The following is a 25,432-nucleotide window of genomic DNA, read 5'->3' as shown; positions in this document are numbered from 1 at the left end:
ATGCTTTACAGTATTTTTGGAAAAAAACAACAATTTAGTCCGAAGTATATATAAAACATAGTTAAAAAACAGGTATGTTCATACCTTATATACCGAGAAAAGAATAATTTTGCGGTCGAAAACTAAAAGTTCCTATTTAGTTTTCGACCGCTATCCTTTTTTCTACTATGTTTGACATATAAGCCCTCAAATCAACAAGAATAAAATATACAGAGAATAAAAAAAGAGTATGAAGAGTAGATTAGTATTATTGGCATGTTGCCTGGCACTGCTCAGCAGTTGTGGACAAGGTGACAAAAGCATGGGTAAAGCACCCGAATTTGCAGTGATTGCAGTAGAGACTACCACTGCTAACTTGACAAACAGTTATCCGGCTACTATTAAGGGTAAACAAGACGTAGAAATCCGCCCGATGGTAAGTGGTTTTATCACTAAATTACATGTAGACGAAGGATCTGTAGTACGTAAAGGACAAATTTTGTTCAGTATTGATCCTGTACAGTATCAAGCTGCCGTAAATTCAGCTAAAGCTGCTGTGGAAACAGCCAAAGCTGCTGTAAATACACAGGAACTCACCGTGAATAACAAACGTACACTGAACCAAAAAAACATTATCAGTGACTATGATTTGCAGATGGCGGAAAACCAACTGGCACAGACAAAAGCGCAACTGGCTCAAGCAGAAGCCCAATTGGTAAATGCTAAAAATAATTTATCATATACAAGTGTCACCAGTCCCAGCGATGGTGTAGTAGGTACTATCCCCTACCGCGTAGGTAGCTTGGTTAGCCCGTCTACAGCAACTCCGTTGACTACGGTTGCCGATATTTCTGAAATGTTCGCTTATTTCTCCATGACTGAAAGACAACTGTTGGCACAAATTCGTGAAGGAGGCAACATCAAGCAAATTCTGGAAAAGATGCCGGATGTACAGTTACAACTCATCGACGGAACCATGTATGCCGATAGTGGTCGCGTGGAAACCATTAGCGGAGTTATCGACCAGGCTACCGGTTCGGTAACCATGCGTGCCCTCTTCCCCAACAAGCATAATGTGCTGCGTAGCGGAAGCACAGGTAATGTGGTATTCCCTAACCCGCTACATGATATAATCATGATCCCTCAATCAGCCACTACGGAAATCCAGGACAAGAAGTTCGTATTTGTTCTGCAACCCGACAATACACTGAAAAATACAGAAATCAAGGTATTCAGTCTGAACGACGGTAAATATTACTATGTAACAGATGGTCTGAAAGCAGGTGAAAAGATCGTTATCGAAGGTGTACAAAACCTAAAAGACGGACAGAGTATTACGCCCATTACTCCTGCAGAAAAAGAGGCAGAGTACCAAAAAGCTCTGAAAGACCAGAAAGAAGGTAATATTCAAACGGCGTTCCAATAAAAGAATGAAAAATGAAAGAATGAAAAGCTGTCTAAAACAGACACAGTATTGATTCTTGATCCATTTTAATTCTTTAATTTTTAATTCTTTAATCTTTCATGAAATGAAATTAGATAGATTTATTAACCGTCCGGTACTATCAACGGTAATCTCCATCCTGATAGTAATCTTAGGAGTTATTGGTCTGGCTACATTGCCTATCACCCAATATCCGGACATTGCACCTCCCACCGTATCGGTAAGTGCCACCTACCAAGGTGCCAACGCCCAAACGGTACTTAACTCCGTTATCGCCCCACTGGAGGATCAGATCAACGGTGTAGAAAACATGATGTATATGAGCTCAAGTGCCACTAACAGCGGCGCAGGTGACATCTCCATCTACTTCAAGCAAGGTACCGACCCCGATATGGCAGCGGTAAACGTGCAGAACCGTGTCTCCATGGCACAAGGTTTGTTGCCTGCCGAAGTTACCAAAGTCGGTGTAACCACCCGTAAGCGCCAGACCTCCATGTTGATGGTATTCTCCATCTATGACGAAAAAGACCAGTATAATATTGAGTTCCTGGAAAACTACGCCAACATCAACCTTATCCCTGAAGTAAAACGTGTCAACGGTGTAGGTGACGCCATGGTGCTGGGACAAGACTATTCCATGCGCATCTGGCTGAAGCCTGATGTAATGGCTCAATACAAACTGATCCCCAACGATGTGGTTGCCGCCTTGAATGAACAGAACATTGAAGCGGCTCCCGGCCAGTTGGGTGAGCGCGGTAACCAAACCTACCAATATACCCTTCGTTACAAGGGGCGTTTGCAACAGACTACGGAATTCGAGAACATTGTCATCAAAGCTTTGGAAAACGGTGAAATACTCCGCCTGAAGGATGTAGCGAGTGTGGAGCTGGGTCGTCTGTCATACGGTTTCAACAATATGGTAAACGGACATAAGGCCGTGAGTTGCATCATTTTCCAGATGGCAGGTAGTAATGCCACGCAGACCATCTCGGATATCGAGGCTCTACTGGACGACTATTCCAGTAAACTGCCGGCCGGCCTGAAAATCAACATTGCCCAAAGTGCCAATGACTTCTTGTTCGCCTCCATACACGAGGTTGTCAAGACACTGATTGAGGCGTTTATTCTGGTGTTCATCGTGGTATATATCTTCTTGCAAGACATGCGCTCCACGTTGATTCCCGCCATTGCCATTCCTGTGGCATTGATTGCCACCTTCTTCGTATTGAAACTGATTGGCTTCAGTATCAACTTGCTGACACTTTCGGCGATGGTGCTTGCCATTGCGATTGTGGTCGATGATGCCATCGTCGTCGTCGAGGGCGTCCATGCCAAGCTGGACCAGGGCTACAAGTCTGCCCGTACAGCTTCCATCGATGCCATGAGTGAGCTGGGTGGTGCCATCATCTCCATTACGCTGGTCATGATGTCCGTATTCATCCCCGTGAGTTTCATGGGCGGTACGGCAGGTACTTTCTACCGCCAGTTCGGTTTAACCATGGCGATTGCCATTGGTTTCTCGGCTTTGAACGCCTTGACCTTAAGTCCTGCACTGTGTGCTATCTTCTTGAAACCCCATAATGGCGAACACGAAAACTTGAAAGAACGCGTAGGCGTTGCCACCAAGGAGGCACGCAAGATTATGTTTGCCCGATATGCCAATTCTTTAGGCAGGCTAATGCGCCCCGGCATCACATTACTCTTTGTGACAGTAGCAATTCTGGGTATGATTTTCGGTCTATTCAGCTTCAGTGAACATCCTATCTTGTGCTGCGTAATGATTGTCATCAGTGTGTTGGCATTGACGGGTATGACTACCGACAAGTTCAAACAGTCCTTTAACGACTCCTATAACGGTATCCTGGGTAAATATAAAAAACAAGTACTGTTCTTTATTCAAAAACGCTGGATATCGGCAGGATTGGTCATCGGCTCCATCGTGTTACTGGGTGTATTCATGCAAATCACCCCGACCGGTATGGTGCCCAACGAAGATACCGGTACCATCATGGGTGCCGTGACACTACCTCCCGGTACTTCACAAGAACGTGCACAAGAAATTCTGAACCGTGTGGACAGCCTTGTCGCCGCCGACCCCGCTGTGGAATCACGTACAGTCATCTCAGGCTATAGTTTCCTTGGTGGACAGGGACCTTCATATGGTTCACTCATCATCAAACTGAAAAACTGGGAAGAACGTTCTACCATGCAAAACTCCACGATTGTGTATGCCACTTTATATATGCGTGCACAAAAGGTCATCAAAGAAGCGCAGGTATTGTTCTTTGCTCCGCCTATGATTCCGGGTTACTCGGCTTCAAGCGACATTGAGTTGAACATGCAGGACAAGACAGGTGGTGATTTGGATCACTTCTTCAACGTAGTGAACAATTATAGCGCTGCTTTGGAAGCACGTCCGGAAATCAATTCTGCCAAGACCTCTTTCAACCCCCACTTCCCGCAGTACCAGCTAGACATCGATGCCGCTGCTTGTAAAAAGGCGGGTATCAGCCCCAACGACATCCTGACTACCTTGCAGGGATACTATGGTGGTTTGTATGCTTCCAACTTCAACAGCTTCGGTAAGATGTACCGCGTAATGGTACAAGCCGAGCCCGATGCCACCAAAAACATGGAAACCCTGCAAAGTATCAAAGTGCGTAACGGCAACGAAATGGCACCTATCACGCAGTTCATCTCCATCAAGAAAGTATATGGTCCTGATGTCATCAGTCGTTTCAACCTCTACACTTCCATGAAAGTGATGGTAGCTCCCGCATCGGGTTACACTTCCGGCCAGGCCCTGCAAGCTATTGCCGAAGTAGCACAGGAAAACTTGCCTGCCGGTTTCGGTTACGAGTTGGGAGGTATGGCGCGTGAGGAAGCTGAAACAAGCGGTAGCACTACGGGACTTATCTTCATTTTGTGTTTCGTATTTGTTTTCTTGCTCCTGAGTGCCCAATACGAAAGTTATATCCTGCCACTCTCCGTATTACTGTCGGTACCGTTCGGGTTGCTGGGCAGCTTCCTCTTTGTGGGCGGTATAGGAGCATTGGGTAGCATTCCGGCATTGAAGATGGTTCTGGGTACAATGTCCAATGACATCTATATGCAGATTGCCCTCATCATGCTAATGGGATTGTTGGCAAAAAATGCCATTTTGATTGTAGAGTTTGCCCTTGAACGCCGTAGAATGGGCATGAGCATCACCTGGGCAGCCGTATTGGGTGCTGCAGCTCGTCTGCGCCCTATCTTGATGACGTCATTAGCCATGATTGTCGGCCTGCTTCCGCTGATGTTTGCTTCTGGTGCAGGTGCCAACGGTAACCGTACGCTGGGTACTTCTGCTATTGGTGGTATGTTAATCGGTATGATTCTGCAAATTTTCATCGTACCTGCCCTGTTCGTGGCATTCCAGTACTTACAAGAGAAATTTAAGCCGATGGAATGGGAAGATGTCGATAATTCAGATGCTGAACCTGAGATTGAGCAATATACTAAATAAGAAGAAATTTCAATCGTAAATCGATAAATCGTAAAGAAAATGATGAAGAAATTAATGATCCTGATGTGTGCAACCGCTCTATTGAGCAGTTGCCACATCTACAAATCATACGACAGACCCGATGACATCACTGCTGAAGGCTTGTATCGTGATACCACTTTGACAAACGATACACTCGCTTCAGATACTGCCAACTTCGGAAATCTGCCTTGGCGGGAAGTATTTACAGACCCGCAGTTACAGACGCTCATCGAACAAGCGCTGACTAATAATGCTGACCTTCGTAGTGCGGCCCTGAACGTGAAGCAAGCACAAGCAGCACTGATGTCTGCACGTCTGGCATATGCTCCTATGTTGGGACTTTCTCCACAGGGAACTGTCAGTAGTTGGGATAAAGGTAAAGCTACACAAACTTATTCATTGCCCGTGACAGCAAGTTGGCAAATTGATCTCTTCGGTCAGTTGCTAAACCCCAAACGTAACGCACAGGTTTCTCTGAAACAAACCCAATTCTATGAACAAGCTGTGCAGACCCAAGTCATCGCCAATGTAGCTAATATGTATTACACACTGTTGATGCTCGACCGTCAACTACAAATAACAGAGGGTACTGTGGACATTCTGAAGAGAAATATGGAAACAGTAGAAGCGATGAAAGATGCAGGTATCTATGGTACCACCTCGGCTGCCGTAGAACAAAGCCGTACTGCATACGCACAAGTCAAGGCATCTCTACCCGACATACACCAAAGTATTCGTGAAACGGAGAATGCATTGTGCTTGATGCTGAATCAGCCGGCACAAAGTATCTCACGCAGTACGCTGGAAGCACAGCAACTTCCATCAGAGTTCTCCGTCGGTATCCCCTTACAGTTGTTATCCAATCGTCCGGATGTAAAAGCCGCTGAAATGTCATTAGCATCGAAATACTACAACACCAACAGTGCACGCGCCGCCTTCTACCCACAAATCACTCTGAGTGGTTCTGCCGGTTGGACTAACAGTGCCGGTTCTGCAATCGTAAATCCGGGTAAGTTATTGGCTTCCGCTATCGGTTCTCTAACACAGCCCTTGTTTTATCGCGGTACTAATATTGCTCGCTTAAAACAAGCAAAAGCACAGGAAGAACAAGCCAAAATTCAGTTCCAGACTTCCCTACTGAATGCAGGAAATGAAGTAAGTAATGCTTTGTACCAATATCAGATGACATCGGAAAAAGCTATTTCTCGCGATATTCAAGTAAATTCTGCTCGTAAAGCAGCCGAAGATACAAAAGAATTGTTTAAATTAGGCACGTCAACCTATCTGGAAGTATTGTCTGCCGAGCAATCCTATCTCAGCGCACAACTTTCGGAGATATCTGACACCTTTGCTAGCATGCAGGCTGTAGTCAGTTTGTATCAAGCACTTGGAGGAGGAAGAGAAAATTAATCATTAAACATTGAAAAACATGATTAGTCCATTAGCTTTTGTAGATTCTGCCGCAAAAATCGGTCAGAATGTAACCATCCAGCCCTTTGCATATATAGAAGGCGATGTGGAAATTGGTGACAACAGTGTCATTATGTCCGGTGCAAAAATCTTAAATGGGACTTGTCTGGGAAAAGGGAACAAAATACACCACAATGCCATTTTGGGAACTACTCCACAAGATTTCCATTATACAGGAGAAGACAGCCGGTTAATTATTGGTGATAATAACGACATCCGTGAAAACGTAGTCATCAGCCGTGCCACTCATGCAGACGGTGCTAGTCGTATTGGTAATGAAAATTATCTAATGGATGGTGTACACCTTTGTCATGACGTACATATTGGCAATCACTGTGTATTAGGTATTAAGACTACCGTAGCCGGAGAATGCCAGATAGACGATTATACTATTTTAAGTAGTAACGTCATTCTGCACCAGTACTGTCATATTGGAAGTTGGGTATTGATCCAGGCAGGTTGTCGTATTTCAAAAGATGTTCCGCCATACGTGATTATGAATGGTAACCCGGCAGAATACCACGGTATCAATGCTGCCGTGTTACAACATAAACATCAAGTCACTGAACGCATATTGAGACATATTGTAAATGCCTATCGTTTGGTTTATCAAGGGAACTTCAGTATACAAGATGCTCTGCAGAAGATTGAAGACCAGGTGCCCATGAGTGATGAGATACATAATATAATCAACTTTATCAAGGGATCCAAAGAGATTGTAAAGTAAACTCACAAACTTCATGTACCTGTATATTCAGGATTAAGAAGTTTATCTTTTTTAGGCACGGATTATACGAATTTTGCGGATTGATTTCTTTTCCGCTCAATTCGTGTAATCCGTGTCTACTTATTTTATATAAGTAGACACCAACTTTTTACATTCATATAGAAGGAGAATATTCCACTACTATCCGCAGTGAAAGTACTCATGTACCAATTTTAGCATAGCTTCCGGTTTTCCTTCTAGATCGGCACGCAAAGTACGGTCATTGTAACTACGAAGTTTACGGAGAATTCCGTCGATCATTGCCGGGCTGAATACATTGTATTGTTCAAAGACAGTGCGTTGTCTCTGTAAACAATCGGCAGAAGCTCCACAACTATCCGGCAATTGTGCCAACAACTTCAACTTATCTTCATTTTCTTTCTGATGGATATTCACATTGACATAAGTCTTCTCCGCAATTTCCAACGCATTTTCCAGCTCAAAGCCATAACGACAAGCCACAGTGAGCCCTGCAAGCAATTGATATAAATCGGCCGATCCATCCGGAGAGCGCATTTCTACAGTCTGCTTTATGCTGGTATCAAAATGACTTTCGGCTTCCAATGGATTTGCAAGTACGCACATATCTGTTTTAGCAGACCAGCCGAGAGGCACACGTACCAATACAGAACGATTACGGTCACCCCAACAAACGTTGGTAGGTGCCTCTTGATGAGGGACAAGACGGAAGTAAGAAGTAGGATTTGTATTACCGAAAGCGGTGATAGAAGGAGCCAGCTCCATCATCCCTGCAATAGCCTTACGAGCAGTCTCGGACAAGATACCGTCTTCCAACATCAGGTTCTTTCCATCTTTCATGATACGCATGTGAATGTGAAGCCCAGATCCAGCTTTTCCGGCTGTGATTTTAGGAGCGAACGTCACATTATATCCATGCTTATACCCCAGATTACGGATCACCCATTTAGCAAGCATCAACTGGTCGGCAGCCTGCTCTACAGGAACGGGTAGAAACTCAATCTCGTTCTGTTCATAAATGTATCCGTCCAAAGTAAAATTACCCACTTCGGAATGCCCATACTTAATTTGTCCGCCTGCTTGTGCAATGTAAGACATACACTGTGTACGGAATTCGTTGAACTTGGCATAAGGGCCAGATTCATGATAACCACGCTGATCGGTTGCTTCAAACATACCTGCATCGGGAGCTATTACATAATATTCCAGTTCGCCCATAGCCTGAAACTCCATTCCAGTGACTTCAGTAAAAGCTCTGCTTGCCTTGTGAAGTGTATGCTCGGGAGCACTCTCCAACGGTTCTCCGTCTTTATTAAAAAAAGAGCAAAGCATGGATAAAGTGGGAATTTCAGCAAATGGATCCACAAAAGCGGTACGAAAACGCGGTATCACATAAAGATCACTGCTGCCTGCTTCAATGAAAGAGAAGAGACTGGAGCCGTCTACTCGTTCGCCACATGTGAGGATAGCATTCAGGTAAGCCTCATCGGTAATAACAAAATTCAGAGTTTTCAAACGTCCATCGCCCGCAGGATACATAAAATTAATCATACGGATACCATTCTGTCGGATAAAAGAGATAATATCCGCTTTTGTAAACTCGGAAGCCGGTTTCTGGAGAAATGCCACTAATTGGTTGGCATTCATTGACAATTCTTGATTCATAATTGGTTGTTTTTCATTTTAGTAAGGTCGAAGTTCAATATAGTAAAATACTACTCTATCTTATTCCATATTCAGCATACCGAAGAACTCCGGGCAATGGAAGTTCGGAGCAGGCAATTCAATGGGATTCCATGAAAGGAAGTGAGGTGTCTGCAACTTATCACCGCATTTATAGAAATTGGCACGGATGGACTTACCATCCAACGATGTAATATTATGCAAGAAGAAGACGGAGAAAGGAATGATCAGAGCTACTTCCCAACCACACTCTCCTATTCTTTCAGGGAAAGCTTCACGACCTAGAGAAGACCAGCGTTGCACTTTATCGAGTACTTCCTGCGAAGCATGTTGGCGATTGTTACGTTCTGTACCCGCACCGATGAGTAACGTACCAGAACAATTACATTCCACATTATAATATATACCGTCTCCGGCTGGGATAGAAAAGAATTCTACACAAGCATCTTCCCATACCGAACCGTTATCCCGTCCCGCTACAGCACGCACACTCGCTTCTTTCACTTTATAATGAAGCAGAATGGCATCTTCCGTATGAGCAATACGAAACTCTACAACCGGATTATAAGGGAAATCTTCCCAATTTACGGTATTAATCGGCTGAAAAGCCACTTTTTCTTCATCTAGAAGAGCAGGCACCGATTCCACCGGTACACTCGCCATGCTCACCTTCTTGACATTCAATTCTTTCATTATATATCTATAGTTTTAAATACACGAAGCTATGAATTTCTGCATTTCAGGCGTATGTTCTTCTACACTTTGCAGCAACTTGAATTGTGCCTTCGTACGCACCAGGTTATGTTCCGGGTACTGAATTTTGTAATACGTATCACCGTTGATGTAATCAGCAAGAAAACGTACACATTGCATATAGGGGAACAAAGCGGCAGCATATGGCAAGTTTTCAATCTCTATCGGCAAAAGGAAAGACTTGGCAGACTCAAGATAACCTTTTGCAAAGGCCTTGAATATCTCCATATTGAAATTCACATTATTCAGGTCTTTGTCGTCTTCGAGACCAGTATTGGCACCTGAACGCAAGAAGTCACCGAAATCAGAGAAAATATAACTGGGCATCACTGTATCGAGGTCGATTACACAAAGTACATTTCCTTTTTCATCGAACATCATATTATTTACTTTTGTATCACAGTGGCAAACACGCTTAGGAAGTTTACCTTCACGGTGTAAACGTTCCGCCTTACACATTTCATCGGCACGGCGTTCTATCTCGTCGAGGAAATATTGCACTTCCTTTACACGCCCAACAGCATCGGCAGCTACCGCATCGCGAAGTTGTTTTAAACGGAACTCCATATTATGGAAATCCGGAATAGTTTCACCTAACGCATCGGGAATATCGGCAAGCATAGCCTGAAATTTGCCGAAAGCTACACCGGCATAATAAGAATACTCGGGATTAACCGTTTCGTAAGTCTTCGCATTAGGGATGAATACCATAACACGCCAGTAGTTTTCACCATCGTACCAGAAGGTTCTCCCATTGTCGGCAGTCAGGAAATGGAGCACTTTACGATCTATATCCTGTTCACCTCCCTGTTCCAATTTTTTACGTATATGCCGTGTTACAGCATCAATATTAGACTGTAACATCTCCACATTCTGGAAAATGGCATGGTTGATACGTTGTAACACATAGTCGGGGACATCCGCTTCAATAGTAGTTACTTTATACGTATCGTTAATTAGTCCCGCGCCTAAAGGCTTAATTTCCTGAACTGTACCCTCCAGTTGAAAATGAGATACAATAGATAAAAGGTCTTTCATGATAACTAATAGATTAAATTATTGTACAAATATACACTCTTTATCCTACTTTGCACAAAATATTTCTATATTTGTGTTTGGAACCTTAAAAAACGATGTAACAGTGCAAAAGCTTATTATTTACCTATTCCTTATCTTAATAAATGTAGTTGCCGCTACAGTACAAGGTCAGAACATAACTTTCAATCATTTGACCACTGATGACGGTTTATCCCAATTTTCGGTGAATAGCCTCTATATCGATGAAAACGGCATCCTGTGGATTGGTACACGCGAAGGATTAAATCGCTACAACGGAGAAAGCATAAAGACATATAAACTAAGAAAGAATGACCCGAACAGTCTATTCTGTAATACTGTGTTACGTATTGTAGGTAACCACAACGGGAAAATCTACCTACTTTGTACCGAAGGAGTTGCCGAATTTGATCTTACCACTCAAAAATTCAGGACTTTGATACAGGGACAAATCAATAGCATTTATTATAATAATGACCTTTTCATCGGACAAAAGAATGAAATATACCGTTATAACGAGAAGACGGGTAATTTTGACTTATACTACCAATTAGCAGCAGGAAACTTAGACATATTCTGTATGCATATCGACAAAGGAACCTTCTGGATGGGAACTACCGCAAAAGGAGTTTATTGCCTGAACATTGCCAGCAGAGAATTAACACACCCTATTCGAGAAGGAAACATCACCAGCATCTATCAGGACAGTGAAAGCGAATTGTGGATTGGAAGTTGGGAAGAGGGTTTGTATCACGTGAAAAAAGACGGGCAAATAGAAAATTTCAGATATGATATAAAAAATCCCCACAGTCTCTCTTCCAACTTCGTGAGAGCCTGTTGCGAAGATAATCTTGGAAATATATGGATAGGTACTTTCAATGGTCTGAACCGCTTCAACAAGAGTACAAAATTATTTCAAAACCATACAACAAATGATGTAAATAGTGATGGTTTGACACACTCTTCCATCTGGTGTATTGTAAAGGATAATCAGGGTACGTTGTGGCTGGGTACCTACTTTGGTGGCGTTAACTATTTTAATCCGGAATATGAGATATACACCCGTTATACTTACTCCACGGTCGAAAAGAATGGTCTGAGTTATCCGGTGGTGGGACGCACCGTCGAGGACAAGGACGGTAATTTATGGATAGGTACCGAAGGAGGTGGATTAAACTACTACAACCGGCGTACACATGAATTCAAATGGTATCGTCCGCAAGAAGGACGCAACAGTATTTCGCACAATAACGTGAAAGCACTCTATTATGATACAACTAAAGAAATTATATGGATTGGTACCCATTTGGGCGGATTAAACAAACTGGACATACGCTCCGGACAGTTTACCCATTACCGCATGGAAACGGATAACCCAGAAACACTCCCCTCGGATATCATCAGGGATATTGTTCCCTATCAAGACCTGTTAATCATAGCGACACAGAATGGAGTATGTCTTTTCAATCCTGCTAACGGAAAATGCCAACAGTTATTCAAGGACAGTAAAGAGGGCAGATCCATCAAAATGGTAGCAGATGTTGAATTTGACAAAGATGGGACTTTATGGATTGCGGCTACTGGAGAAGGTGTATTCAGTTATCGCTTTGACACACATAAGCTGAATAATTATCATTACGACCCTACGTTTCCGAATAGTCTCAGCAACAACAATATAAATAATATCATGCAGGATAGTAAAGGAAACCTGTGGTTTTCTACTTCGGGCAGTGGACTCGATCTCTATCGTCCAGCAAGCAATGATTTCGAGAACTTCGACAAAACGAAAAATGGTCTCATCAGCGATTGTATTTACGAAATACAGGAGTCTCCCACCACAGGCAAGATGTTACTCATCACTAATGAAGGTTTCTCTATCTTTGACTATCAGACTAAAAAATTCCGAAATTACAGTGCAGAAAACGGTTTTCCTTTTACGGCAGTCAATGAAAATGCCCTTTGCGTGACCCGTGACGGCGAAATATTCCTGGGAGGAATTCAAGGAATGATTTCTTTTCATGAAATGGAACTGAATTTTACCCCGAAACCTTACAAAATCATTCTTTCACGTCTTATCGTAAACGGTGAAGAAATCCTGGTGGGAGACGAATCGGGTATCCTCAAACAATCCTTATGCCATACAAATGAAATTACTCTGAACGCCAATCAAACCATGTTCAGTGTAGAATTTGCCACATCAAATTATGTAGCAGCCAATAAGGATGATATTGTCTATAAATTACAAGGTTTCTCCGATGACTGGACAAATACCCGTGGTCTACACAACATTACATATACAAACCTCAATGCAGGTACTTATAACCTCATCATCAAACCGGAAGGGAAAGACGAAAATCTGTGTCCGCAAGTACACCTTACTATCCATGTATTGCCACCTTACTATAAAACGCCACTTGCCTACTTCATTTATCTGGTAATAACGACAGCTTTACTGTGGTACTTGATACGTACCTACAAATCAAGAATAAAATTGCGCGAATCTCTAAAATATGAACAGAAACATATACAAGATGTAGAAGCGCTGAACCAATCCAAACTACACTTCTTCACTAATATATCACATGAATTCCGTACTCCACTGACTTTGATCGTGGCACAAGTGGAAACGTTGTTACAATTGCAGAACTTCACACCTGCCATCTATAACAAAATATTGAGCATTTACAAAAATAGTATACAATTACGCGAATTGATAACCGAGCTACTAGACTTTCGTAAACAAGAGCAAGGACACATGAAGATTAAAGTAAGTCCACATAATATTGTGAATTTCCTATATGAAAACTATCTGTTATTTCTGGAATATGCCAGTACCAAACAAATCAACTTCAAATTTGAGAAAAAAACTGATAATCTTGAAGTATGGTACGACCAGAAGCAGATGCAGAAAGTAATTAACAATCTCTTGTCCAATGCTATCAAGCACACGAAAGCAGAAGATACCATTACGCTTAGTATCACGACGGAAGACAACAAGGCCGTTATCCTGATTACGGATACAGGTAGCGGCATTGATGTCAAAGAGATAGACAAAATTTTCGACCGTTTTTACCAAATAGAACCGATGGGTACCGTCAGTGCAGACAAGACCGGTACAGGTATCGGATTAGCTTTAACCAAAGGTATTGTCGAGTTACATCACGGTAGTATTCGAGTGGAAAGCGAACTCGGTAAAGGAACGAGTTTCATCGTTACCTTAAAGTTGGGTAATGCACAGTTCTCGGAAGAACAAATCAACAAAAACGCCGATTTCATCGAACAAGTCGATATTTCTAAGCTGGAAACTGATACACTACTGATCGCAGAAGCGGAAGATAATACCCCCATCAAACGCATACCCAATGCTAAAATGCTGATTGTGGAAGATAATGCTCCTATTCGCGAAATGTTAGCAAATATCTTCAAACCATTCTATCAGGTAATTACAGCAGCCAATGGAGAAGAAGGACTTAATCTGGTACATAGTGAGATGCCTACCATTGTAGTGAGCGATGTGGTGATGCCTAAAATATCAGGTACCGAATTATGTAAACAAATAAAAACAGATTTCAATACGTGTCACATCCCCGTAGTGTTGTTGACAGCACGTACCGCCATTGAGCAGAACATAGAAGGTTTCCGTATTGGTGCAGACGATTATATCACCAAACCTTTTAATACTAATTTATTGATATCCCGCTGTAACAATCTGGTAAACTCCCGTATTCTATTGCAAGAAAAGTTCAGCAAACAACCACAAACTGCCGCACAGATGCTCGCAACCAATCCTATTGACAAGGATATTCTGGATCGTGCTATGGCCATCATTGAAGAACATATAGACGATACGGAATTCAATGTCAATGTCTTTGCCAGGGAAATGGCAATGGCACGTACAAATTTATTCGCTAAATTGAAAGCAATCACCGGACAGACCCCTAACGACTTTATCTTGACAATACGATTGAAAAAAGGAGCGCTAATGTTACGTAACAATCCTGAACTGAACATTACAGAGATATCGGACAAGATAGGATTTAGTTCTTCACGATATTTCAGTAAATGTTTCAAAGACATTTATCATGTAAGCCCGTTAGCCTATAGGAAGGGAAAAGATTCGGATAGTGAGGAAGAAGTATAAGAAAAATGTATTATTGTACATTTTTACCCATCCTTCGGACTCTCCGACACATCACTTTAAGGAAAATCTATTACTTTTGGCATTACAAATTAAACTTTAAAATCCAAAAGTCTATGAAAGATTTCTCCTCATTCTTACCGCTTCTGCCAAGTATAGCTCTCCTGACCGGATGTAGTAATGCCTCCAAACAAGAAGCTAAACATAATCAGGTACAAAAGCCAAATGTGATTTACTTGATTGCAGATGATTTAGGTATCGGAGACCTAAGTTGTTACGGTGCCACAAAAGTTAGCACTCCGAATATTGACCGCCTTGCCGGCCAAGGTATACAGTTCACCAACGCATACGCCACTTCTTCTACGAGCACTCCTTCCCGTTTCGGTATACTCACGGGTATGTATCCATGGAGACAAAAAAATACAGGTATTGCTCCGGGAAATTCAGAACTTATTATCGACACAGCCTGCGTGACTATGGCAGACATGTTCAGAGAAGAAGGTTATACCACGGCAGCTATCGGTAAGTGGCATCTAGGACTGGGTCCCAAAGGTGGAACGGATTTCAACCATGAAATTAGACCGAATACCCAAGATATCGGTTTCGATTATGAATTCATCATTCCTGCCACTGTAGATCGCGTACCTTGTGTATTCGTGGAAAACGCACATGTGGTAGGACTTGATCCGGACGATCCGATTACCGTAAACTATAACCACAAAGTAGGCAACTGGCCTACAGGGCTTGAAAATCCTGAATTGGTAAAACTAAAACCTAGCCAGGGACACAACAATACTATTATCAATGGCATTCCGCGCATTGGCTGGATGACCGGTGGTAAATCCGCCTTATGGGTGGACGAAGATATTGCCGACGTTATCACCGATAAAGCAAAAAGCTTTATCACCTCACATAAAGATGAACCTTTCTTCTTATATATGGGTACACAGGACGTTCACGTCCCTCGTGTTCCCCATCCCCGTTTTGCCGGAAAGAGTGGTTTAGGCACACGCGGTGACGTCATTCTGCAACTGGATTGGACTGTTGGTGAAATTATGCGTACACTAGATAGCTTAAACATAGCCAACAATACCATCTTCGTATTCTGTAGTGATAATGGCCCTGTCATCGACGATGGTTATCAAGACCAAGCTCGTGAACTATTGAATGGTCATACTCCAATGAAACATTATCGTGGAGGCAAATATAGTGCATTCGAAGCCGGTACACGTATTCCGTTCATTGTACGTTGGCCCAATGGTATCAAACCGGGTAAACAACAAGCATTATTCTCCATGATTGACATATATGCTTCTTTGGCAACTTTGTTAAATCATCCTATCCAACCGGGGGTTGCTCCCGATAGTCGTGACCAGTTAGGTAACTTTTTAGGTACAGATACTTCCGGATGCAACTACGTTATACAGCAAAACCTGAACAATACCTTGTCTATCATTCAAGGTGAATGGAAATATATCGAACCGAGTGATAAACCGGCGCTGGAATATTGGACGAAAATAGAAATGGGTAACAACCCCCAACCACAACTTTACCACCTCTCTACGGATCCTTCCGAAGAAAAAAATGTAGCTGAAACTCATCCCGATAAGGTAAAATTCCTCTCTGACTTATTGAAAAATGTAAAAACAGCTGGAAATCAATAAAATATAGATTTTATAAAAGTTAGATTGTTCGCAAATAATGTACGAATTCGTACCATTTGCGAACAATTAATCTATATTTGTGCTACACCAAACCTATATATTTGCGGCGTTATTTAATTGTTTTGGGTATGAAACAACCTTTATTAATAACCCGTTAAATTAATATTTATGAAACAAAAAACAATCCTAATGTTTCTGGCAATATTCCTGAGTTGTACACTTAACGTACAGGCACAAACAGGCGGTCAGATTACAGGTAAAGTTATCGACGCCATGGGAGAAATCCCCGGAGTAAGCGTTGTAGTAAAAGGAACCACCAATGGAACTACCACTGATTTGGATGGTAAGTTTACGTTGGGCAATGTAAAGCCAACTGACATACTTCAGTTTTCTTTCATTGGATACAAAACGCAAGAGATTAAAGTAGGTAACCAAAAAACGTTCAACATTACCTTAGTAGAAGACGCACAAGCCTTGGAGGAAGTCGTAGTAGTAGGTTACCAAGAAGTTCGTAAGAAAGACCTGACCGGTTCTGTATCAAAGGTTAATATGAGTGACCTGTTAAAAACGCCTGCATCTTCTTTCGATCAAACTCTGGGAGGACGTATCGCCGGTGTAAACGTAAGTTCCGGTGAAGGTGCGCCGGGTAGCACCATGAACATCGTAATTCGTGGTAACAACTCTTTGACACAAGACAACTCTCCACTGTACATCATCGATGGTTTCCCTGTGGAAGATCCTGCCGTAGCAAGTTCCATAAATCCTAACGACATTGAGTCTACCGACATCTTGAAAGATGCTTCGGCAACTGCAATCTACGGTGCCCGTGGTGCAAACGGGGTTGTCATCATCACTACCAAACAAGGTAAGGTAGGTAAACCTCAAATCAGTTATGACGGTAGTTTCGGCGTGTCGACCGTAAGCAAGAAACTCGACATGATGAATGCTTACGAATTTGTAAAATTACAAAACGAAATCGACCCGACTAAAACTGCCGAAAACTACTTCAAGCTTTACAATGGACATCAATGGACATTGGATGACTATCGTAACATCGCGCAAAACAACTATCAGGACGAGATCTTCCGTGCTGCATGGCAGCAAAGCCATAACGTACGTTTGGCAGGTGGCTCGGAAGGGGTACGCTACAATGCTTCTCTTTCCTACTACGATCAGGATGGTATTTTATTAGAATCCAACTACAAACGTATGCAGGCACGTATGAACACAATGGTTAAACGCGGTAAACTGACTATGAACCTGAATACCAACTATTCCCGTTCCATCAAGACCGGTAGCTCTCCCTCTGAAAGTTCATATTCCGGCATGAACAATCTTTTCTATAGTGTATGGGGTTACCGTCCGGTCAATTATCCCGACCGTTCGTTAGATGATCTTCTCAACAACGTGATGGATGATGATTTGGATGCAACGAACGACTATCGTTTCAATCCTATTCTGGACCTAAAAAATGCTTATCGTAAGTACTACACCAATAATCTGCAAATCAACGGATATGTGGAATACGAATTTATCAAAGGGTTGAAACTGAAAGTATCCGGCGGCTATACATACGACAACCGTCAGAGCGATACCTTCAATGGTTCCAAAACACGATACGGTGGTCCTACATCAACCGACAAGGTAAATGCCGAAATCATGCGCCAGCAACGTCTGACTTGGTTAAATGAAAACATCCTGACTTATCAGACCAATTTTAACAACAAGCACTTCCTCAATACCATGTTGGGTGTGACTCTACAAAATTCTGATTATGAATACTATTCATTCCGTACGAAACAAATACCAAACGAATCATTGGGAATGGCAGGCATGAGCCAGGGCACTTTCGACAAGAGTACTTCTTTAAAATCATCTTGGTCCATGCTCTCTTATCTAGCACGTATCAACTATAATTATAAATCCAAATATTATGCCACTGCATCGTTCCGCGCCGATGGTTCTTCCAAGTTCAGCAAACAGAATCGTTATGGCTACTTCCCTTCAGGTTCACTGGCATGGAGTTTTTCAGAAGAAGAATTCATGGAACAATATAAGAAATGGTTCTCAAGCGGTAAGTTGCGTCTAAGTTGGGGATTGACCGGTAACAACCGTATCGGTGAATATGACCGTTATGCATTATTGGATATGTTGAAATCTCATGTCACTACTTCCAGTATCCCTAATACAGTATATCCGTTCGACAATAATAACGGTAATGTCGGTGTAGCTCCCATCTCACTGCCTAACGAAGACTTGAAATGGGAAACCACCGAGCAATGGAACTTAGGTCTTGACTTAGGTTTCTTTGACGAACGTATCGGTTTCACAGTAGACCTCTACCGTAAAACGACCCGCGATCTCTTACTGGATGCCCAGCTTCCATATTCATCCGGATACGCCAGTGCAATGAAGAATGTCGGTAAAGTACGTAATGACGGTATCGAATTAACTTTGAATACGGTCAATATCCAAAACAAAAACTTTAAGTGGACTACTAACTTCAACATCTCCTTCAATAAGAACAAGGTTTTGGAGCTTGCCGAAAACCAAATTCGTATTTTAAGTACAGCCAAGTTTGACCAGAATTTCAATAGCCAACCGAATTATATTGCTAAAATAGGTTATCCTATGGGTATGATTTATGGTTATGTATACGAAGGAACATATAAATATGAGGATTTTGACAAATCAGGAAGCACCTACACATTAAAAGGGAATATACCTCACTATACAAGTGAGTCAAATACCCAGCCAGGTATGCCCAAATACGCCGACCTGAACGGTGACGGCATCATCGATACGAAAGACCGTACCATGATCGGCCGTGGACTTCCTATTCACACAGGTGGTTTCACCAACAATTTCGAATACAAAGGATTTGATCTGAGTGTTTTCTTCCAATGGTCGTATGGTAACGATATTTTAAATGCCAACCGCCTGTTCTTCGACAGCGGCTTTCAAAAAAAGAAAGATTTGAACCAGTATGCCAGCTATGCCAACCGTTGGACAGCGGAAAATCCGACCAGCGACATTCCGGCGGCAACCAACTCCAGCTCCAATCTCGTGATTTCTTCACGTGTGGTAGAAGACGGGTCGTTCCTGCGTTTAAAAACAGTAACACTGGGATATACCATTCCGAAGAACTTCCTGAACAAATATAAGATAGACAATGCACGTGTCTACCTGGCTGCACAAAACCTGTGGACTCTCACAAACTACTCCGGTTATGACCCCGAAGTATCTATTCGTGAGGGAGCTTTGACTCCGGGTCTTGATTTCTCAGCTTACCCGAGAGCATTCTCTATCAGTTTCGGTATCAATTTAGGTTTCTAATCTCATAAAAACACTGAATATATGAAAACTTTAAAAACAATAATATTATTCTTCTGTGTCGGGCTGACAGTGGTATCCTGCGACTTTCTGGATAAGGAGCCTACCAAACTGACCCCCGAAGTTTACTTCAATAACGCATCGGAAGCAGCCTCTTTCCTTACTTCCGTATATGCACCTCTGGCTGCACAAAGCTTCTATGGAAACGATTACATGAAATTGGTAGCCGGTGACGACCTGTCTCACTATGGTGGCGGTCGTAATCCCGACACATCCGGTGCAATAGCATGTAATAATGCCAACTCCAGTTCTCCTTATTTCAGTAATCTTTGGATCAATCTTTATTCAGGTATCGACCGCGCCAACACATTTCTGGAAAACATAGACAAGACTCCGGAAATAAGCGATAAAATACGTGAACAATACAAATCGGAAGCACGCTTCCTGCGCGCATTCTATTACTTCACACTGGTACAAGGTTGGGGAGATGTTCCATTCAAGACCACTTCCACCAACAGTGTAACCGGCCTGGATATTCCCCGTACCGACAAGCAGGTAATCTATGATTTCATCGTCAAAGAAATGGATGAATGTTCAGATAATCTGGCATCAGCAGCAGATCTGGGCTACAAACCCGGACGCATTTCCAAATCTGCCGCATGGGGTATCCTTGCTCGTGTTTACTTGTTCAGAGCAGGCGAACACTTCCGTGACAAAACAAACGGTGACGCCACTGCCATCAAAGAATACTTCAGCCAAGCCAGTACCTTTGCACAAAAAGTCATGACTCAAGGACACGACCTGACAGACAATTATTGGGACTTCTTTATCGACATTTGTTCAGACCAATACAACTCTACCGGTAAGAACGAAAGTATCTGGGAAATTGAATTTGCCGGAACATATACCGATGAAGTAAGAGCAGAAGGACGTATAGGAAATATTATCGGCATTAAATGTCCGGATTTCTCTAACGACGCATCATTGATCGGTGCGCAAGACCCGGGATATGGATATGCCTACTACTGGTCTACTCCGAAACTTTTTGAACTGTACGAAAAGAACCATGATATAGACCGCATGAACTGGAGTATCGCGCCATTCACTTATATTGCCGCCGGAAAAACAGGAGTAACTGCACGTGAATTTGAAATCGGCAAGTTGGAAGAAGTAAAGAAACAATACTGGAATAAGTCATATAGCTACGGTAAAGGTGATCCTAAGGCCAAGACCGGAGACTATGAGAAGACAAATGCTGACTCCAAGAATAACTACTCACGTGCTTGTGGTAAGTATCGTAGAGAGTATGAATCCCAGGATAAGAAGAAAAATAAAAACTATACTTCCTTGAACTTCCCCGTATTACGTTATGCTGATGTATTACTGATGATTGCCGAAGCTGAAAACGAAGTGAACAACGGACCTACACCACTGGCTTACAAGTGTATCCAAGCTGTACGTAACCGTGCACACATTGACCCGTTGCCGGAAACACTGGACGTAGACGAGTTCCGCCAAGCTGTCAAAGACGAGCGTGCTATGGAACTTTGCTTTGAATATACCCGCCGTTTCGATTTAATTCGTTGGGGAGAATATGTAAAGAACATGAACGAACTGGCTCCACGCGCTCAACGGGCAGAAAACTGGACAGGAGGGGATAAATATAGCGTTTATACTTACTTCCAGATAACCGATGCATATAATTATTTCCCGATACCTGATAGTGAAATGGCTGTAAACAAAGCTATCACTAAGAACAATCCGGGTTGGTAAACCTATGTCTAAATTATAAAAAACAGAAAATATGAAACTAAATAAATTATTAATAGCAGTTGGCGTTGTAAGTCTTGCTTTAGCTTCTTGTGAGAACGAACTCACTAAAGATGCCAAACTCAACGTAAACGTTGCGACTAATGAAGGTGTCAGTTTTGACGGCCAGACCATTACTGTAAAGAAAGGAACCCCTGTAGAGTTCCATTTCAACGGTGATCCCGATTATCTTACTTTTTTCAGTGGTGAAGCCGGAAAGAAATACCAATACAGAGATCGTACTACTGTAGATGAGAACGACATAGAAAGTTCTACGCTAAAGCTTGATTTACAAGCTCAGTACGGAAGTCTGGCTGCGGTAAATTTCCATCTGTATATTTCCGATAATGATTTTCCCGGATTATATAAAAACAAATTTGAGGAAGACTCTGTATTGGTAGAGAAACACGAAGGTTGGACGGATCTTATACCGGCCGATAAACTTCCTGTTCCGACTTCTACCAAGAGTTTTGAAATCGACATGAAACCTTACCTGGGCAGAAGAATTGTCATTGCCGCCATGTATAAGGGAGTAGACAACTCACTGACACAACCTAAATTCTATTTCAAGAATATGCAGATCGTCAATAAGATGACAGATGGTTCAGAAACCTCCTTGAGTGCAGGTTCATTTGGTTTCACAGCCTTGAATATGCTGTACAAACATAATCTAAGTGACCAGAAAGCCCTGTCCACCACAGCGAAAGTTACAAATCTAGCTTACGGAACGACAAACAAATCAGCCCCCAACATCTCCGGTATATGGAACTTAGAGGATATGACCAATTTCTGGATTCACAGTTCAAATGCAAAAACAGCCTTGAAATACAGCTGGTTGGTATCCAATCTGCTCATTGTCAATGCTTGTACCCCCGATTCCGGAACAGGTCTGAAAGATATCACTGAGAACCTCGAGAGTTATAGCTATACTTACGATGAACCAGGCACATATACTGCCACTTTCATAGCTACTAATGGTAACTACAAGCAGCAGAAGACGATAGTACACGAGTATAAAGTAGTTGTAACGGAATGATAATAACACAAGACTTCTAACCTTGATAACTTATATATCAGATAATTGAATAGACCTTAATTAATTTGAATTGTGTAGAGGAGAGTAATCGTGAGATTCCTCTCCTCATTTTTTCTCCGTACTCTCAAAATGGCGTTGCTGCTGTTCCACTTGCTTCATTTCATTGATACGTTTCTGTTCCTCTTCAGCAAACCGCTTCATCTCATTAAGATCAATCTCTCCTATCTTCGAATTTCCCGAATATTCAGTTCTTTTAAGAGGCGAGATATCTTTATAGAGAGACATGCGTTCGGAGGGTTGAGTCTTAATTTCAATCATTGCTTCCGGATGGATTTGAATACCCGGATGTAAGAGCCGAGCCTTCACCTTGATAGTCCCTGCTTTCATACTGGTACGAACCAGCGCCGGCGCAGTTCCCCAACGACTCACACGAGGATTGGCCTCTATATCTCTACCACCGACAAGTTCTCCTTCTCCTTCCACCTCAAAAACTATAGTTTCTTGCGAAAGACGTTTCACATAACCATCTTTATCGGCAATGGAAGCAATCACCGTAATTATATCTGAACCATTAGCCTGTGGAGGAAGTCCGGAGTCAACAGTCAAAATGATCTGTTCATTACGCTTGGAGGGCATATTCTTAGTACGGACAACTATCTTACCATCCAAAAAGCCTTCAGCTACGATGCTGCATTGTTCCGGTTTACCCGCCCGGTGAAGTGCCCGAACATCCACAAAACTATAAGCATTTTTAAATATCACCGGAGGATGGCGAATACCCTTTTCTTCCAGTACCGGTGCCTGTACAAGAGTTTTATTTTCATTGATAATAATACGTACACTGTCACAATTAGTATAAATCACAATATCTTCCGACGAGAAGGGAGTCATCGCATTTGCAATGTACACCATAGGACCGCTATCGGCCTGTTTCAAATCCAGATGCGGATCACGTTGGCTCATCATCATATAATAAGAATACTTCGGTTGGCGGAACATATCCATCAATCCGCCCCAAAAAGGATCGGGATGATAACCACGCTGATGATCGAACGAATGCCACAAAGCGCCACCGATATGTCCCTTGGGAGATTTATAGAACTGATCCACAGTGAGTGAACCGCCATACTCTTTACGGGCATAGTGCTGGGCTTGACGTATCTGCGGTTCTTCTCCCCACTCACGTGCCACCCGACTGTAAGAGTTATGAGAATTCCAGTCATCCACACAGTCACCATATTCACGGGTAAAGCAAGACTTCCCTAATTCCTGATAATAGGTCTCATTCTTGGGAGCCGTATAAAGGACATCGTATCCCAATGCTCCTTTACTCAGATCATCAATAGCAGCATAACAGCCGGGAGCCGGGTATTCCTCGTGAGTAGCCCGGTATGCATTTTGCGCGAATGATTCCGGAAAAGCAGTTTCGTTGAGTATCGGTTCCCACAGAAGTACGGAAGGATGATTACGGTCACGGCGAACCATATTACGAATATCCGAAAGAATTCGTTTCTCAAACATCGGATCCGAATTCCAATATTGCCAGCCGGGAGTAGCCACAATGATAAACATACCCAGTTCATCGCATGCATCCATAAAAGCGGGATCCTGCGGATAGTGCGCCGAACGGATAACACGGAAACCGGCATCGCGCATCTTCTTTACGTCCAGCCAATGCAAATTATTTGGTACGGCATTGCCAATATAAGCATAGTCCTGATGACGGTTCACCCCCATCAGTTTGTCTTCAAACGACTTTCCATTAATATAAAGCCCTTCCGAACCACGAAACTCAATACTACGGATACCAATACGTGAAATAACCGCATCACACAATTCACCATTCCGGTAAACCGATGTCTTAAGTTTATACAAATTGGGAGTATCGGGATGCCATAATAACGGATTCTTGACGGAAATTTGCTGTGTAACGTGTCCGGCACTTCCGGCAGACAGTTGCAGATTTTTACGTGTACTCCCCACAGGCTTACCACTATTATCAAGAAGAGTCGACTCCACCAGTACCTTACAACTTGTTTTTCCATCATTGGCAATATGGGTCTTGACATTTACCTGCGCTTTCTGTTCCGACACATCTTCATAACTGACAAATACGCCACCACCGGCAATCTGGGACACTTCGTTGGCATCACTCACATGTACATCATTTGTACTGACAAAATAACAATCACGATAGATTCCCCCGAATACGCAAAAATCCATTGTATATTGTGTCCGTCCCGGCGGATAAGAACTGTCATCACTGTTATCAGCACATACGGCAACAGTTACATCATCACCCGGATATACTCCGGCAGCTGTCAAATCTATACTTATCGGAAGAAAACCTCCAAAATGTTCTTTCACTTTGTTTCCATTTACATAAAAAGAGCTCTTGCCCATGACAGCTTCAAAATAGAGTGACAGGCGTTTTCCCTGATATTTAGGATCAACAGTGAAATGCTTGGAATACCAAGCAGGTCCCTGATAATTTCGCGAACCACTCGCCTCAGAAGGAACTAACTCTACAGTATGCGGTAAATTCACCACTTCCCACTTACTGTCATCCAATTGTAAAGGAGAACTTTTAGAGGAAATATTTCCCCGATGGAAACGCCACCCCGGATTGAAATCCAACACTTCGCGCCCGGAGTTGGCTACCGAATAAAACCCGGTTGCAGAAAAATGTTCTTGTGCTTGTAGCAGTCCGATACAAACCCATGAAAAGACTAACAAAATAATGTTTTTCATATTATATGAAGTTTCAAGACTATTCTTTATACTTATCAACTCATA

General features: G+C 42.6%; 13 protein-coding genes. 9 read left to right on the top strand and 4 right to left on the bottom strand.

All coding sequences use genetic code 11. The annotated features are described in order from the left end of the window. Nucleotides 1–229 precede the first annotated feature (229 nt). From DXC10_RS02355 to lpxA, 4 genes are all read left to right on the top strand, one after another. Nucleotides 230–1,405, top strand: coding sequence for an efflux RND transporter periplasmic adaptor subunit (locus tag DXC10_RS02355; RefSeq protein ID WP_117737276.1), 1,176 nt, complete (start codon nucleotides 230–232; stop codon nucleotides 1,403–1,405). 103 nt (nucleotides 1,406–1,508) lie between these two features. After that, nucleotides 1,509–4,928, top strand: coding sequence for an efflux RND transporter permease subunit (locus DXC10_RS02350; protein WP_101542135.1), 3,420 nt, complete (start codon nucleotides 1,509–1,511; stop codon nucleotides 4,926–4,928). A gap of 42 nt (nucleotides 4,929–4,970) precedes the next feature. Beyond that, on the top strand, nucleotides 4,971–6,359 hold the full coding sequence (locus tag DXC10_RS02345; RefSeq protein ID WP_180949174.1) for a TolC family protein: 1,389 nt from the start codon (nucleotides 4,971–4,973) through the stop codon (nucleotides 6,357–6,359). Nucleotides 6,360–6,378: 19 nt separating this feature from the next. After that, nucleotides 6,379–7,146 carry an acyl-ACP--UDP-N-acetylglucosamine O-acyltransferase gene (gene lpxA / locus DXC10_RS02340; protein WP_101542133.1) on the top strand — a complete coding sequence of 256 codons (768 nt, stop codon included), beginning with the start codon at nucleotides 6,379–6,381 and terminating at the stop codon, nucleotides 7,144–7,146. Between the two features lie 180 nt (nucleotides 7,147–7,326). On the opposite strand, the gene DXC10_RS02335 is transcribed toward lpxA, so the two are convergent. From DXC10_RS02335 to DXC10_RS02325, 3 genes are read right to left on the bottom strand one after another with little or no spacing between them, the layout of a single operon-like run. Continuing rightward, entirely contained in the window at nucleotides 7,327–8,829 is a 1,503-nt protein-coding gene (locus DXC10_RS02335) for a glutamine synthetase family protein (protein ID WP_101542132.1), read from the bottom strand. Nucleotides 8,830–8,889: 60 nt separating this feature from the next. Continuing rightward, complete coding sequence (locus tag DXC10_RS02330) at nucleotides 8,890–9,540, bottom strand: carbohydrate-binding family 9-like protein (protein WP_101542131.1); 651 nt, start codon at nucleotides 9,538–9,540, stop codon at nucleotides 8,890–8,892. Nucleotides 9,541–9,555: 15 nt separating this feature from the next. Then, the gene (locus DXC10_RS02325; protein ID WP_101542130.1) at nucleotides 9,556–10,638 is read right to left on the bottom strand and encodes a phosphotransferase enzyme family protein; all 1,083 of its coding nucleotides are present in this window, start codon (nucleotides 10,636–10,638) and stop codon (nucleotides 9,556–9,558) included. 103 nt (nucleotides 10,639–10,741) lie between these two features. Between DXC10_RS02325 and DXC10_RS02320 the strand changes: the two genes are divergently transcribed. From DXC10_RS02320 to DXC10_RS02300, 5 genes are all read left to right on the top strand, one after another. Next, nucleotides 10,742–14,797 (top strand): hybrid sensor histidine kinase/response regulator transcription factor, encoded by a 4,056-nt coding sequence (locus DXC10_RS02320; protein WP_117737360.1) that lies wholly within the window; start codon nucleotides 10,742–10,744, stop codon nucleotides 14,795–14,797. Between the two features lie 113 nt (nucleotides 14,798–14,910). Next, nucleotides 14,911–16,458 carry an arylsulfatase gene (locus DXC10_RS02315; protein ID WP_117737275.1) on the top strand — a complete coding sequence of 516 codons (1,548 nt, stop codon included), beginning with the start codon at nucleotides 14,911–14,913 and terminating at the stop codon, nucleotides 16,456–16,458. 183 nt (nucleotides 16,459–16,641) lie between these two features. Next, on the top strand, nucleotides 16,642–19,794 hold the full coding sequence (locus tag DXC10_RS02310) for a SusC/RagA family TonB-linked outer membrane protein (RefSeq protein ID WP_370448198.1): 3,153 nt from the start codon (nucleotides 16,642–16,644) through the stop codon (nucleotides 19,792–19,794). A 21-nt stretch (nucleotides 19,795–19,815) separates the two neighbouring features. After that, the gene (locus tag DXC10_RS02305) at nucleotides 19,816–21,564 is read left to right on the top strand and encodes a RagB/SusD family nutrient uptake outer membrane protein (protein ID WP_117737274.1); all 1,749 of its coding nucleotides are present in this window, start codon (nucleotides 19,816–19,818) and stop codon (nucleotides 21,562–21,564) included. Between the two features lie 31 nt (nucleotides 21,565–21,595). Beyond that, nucleotides 21,596–22,636, top strand: coding sequence for a DUF5017 domain-containing protein (locus tag DXC10_RS02300; protein WP_101542126.1), 1,041 nt, complete (start codon nucleotides 21,596–21,598; stop codon nucleotides 22,634–22,636). Nucleotides 22,637–22,741: 105 nt separating this feature from the next. On the opposite strand, the gene DXC10_RS02295 is transcribed toward DXC10_RS02300, so the two are convergent. After that, nucleotides 22,742–25,387 (bottom strand): glycoside hydrolase family 2 TIM barrel-domain containing protein, encoded by a 2,646-nt coding sequence (locus DXC10_RS02295; RefSeq protein WP_117737359.1) that lies wholly within the window; start codon nucleotides 25,385–25,387, stop codon nucleotides 22,742–22,744. Nucleotides 25,388–25,432: the final 45 nt, after the last annotated feature.

It is taken from the genome of Bacteroides sp. OM08-11 (genome assembly GCF_003438665.1).
In the GTDB taxonomy this organism is placed as follows: Bacteria; Bacteroidota; Bacteroidia; order Bacteroidales; family Bacteroidaceae; genus Bacteroides; species Bacteroides cutis.
This window is presented reverse-complemented; position numbering and strand designations above follow the sequence as displayed.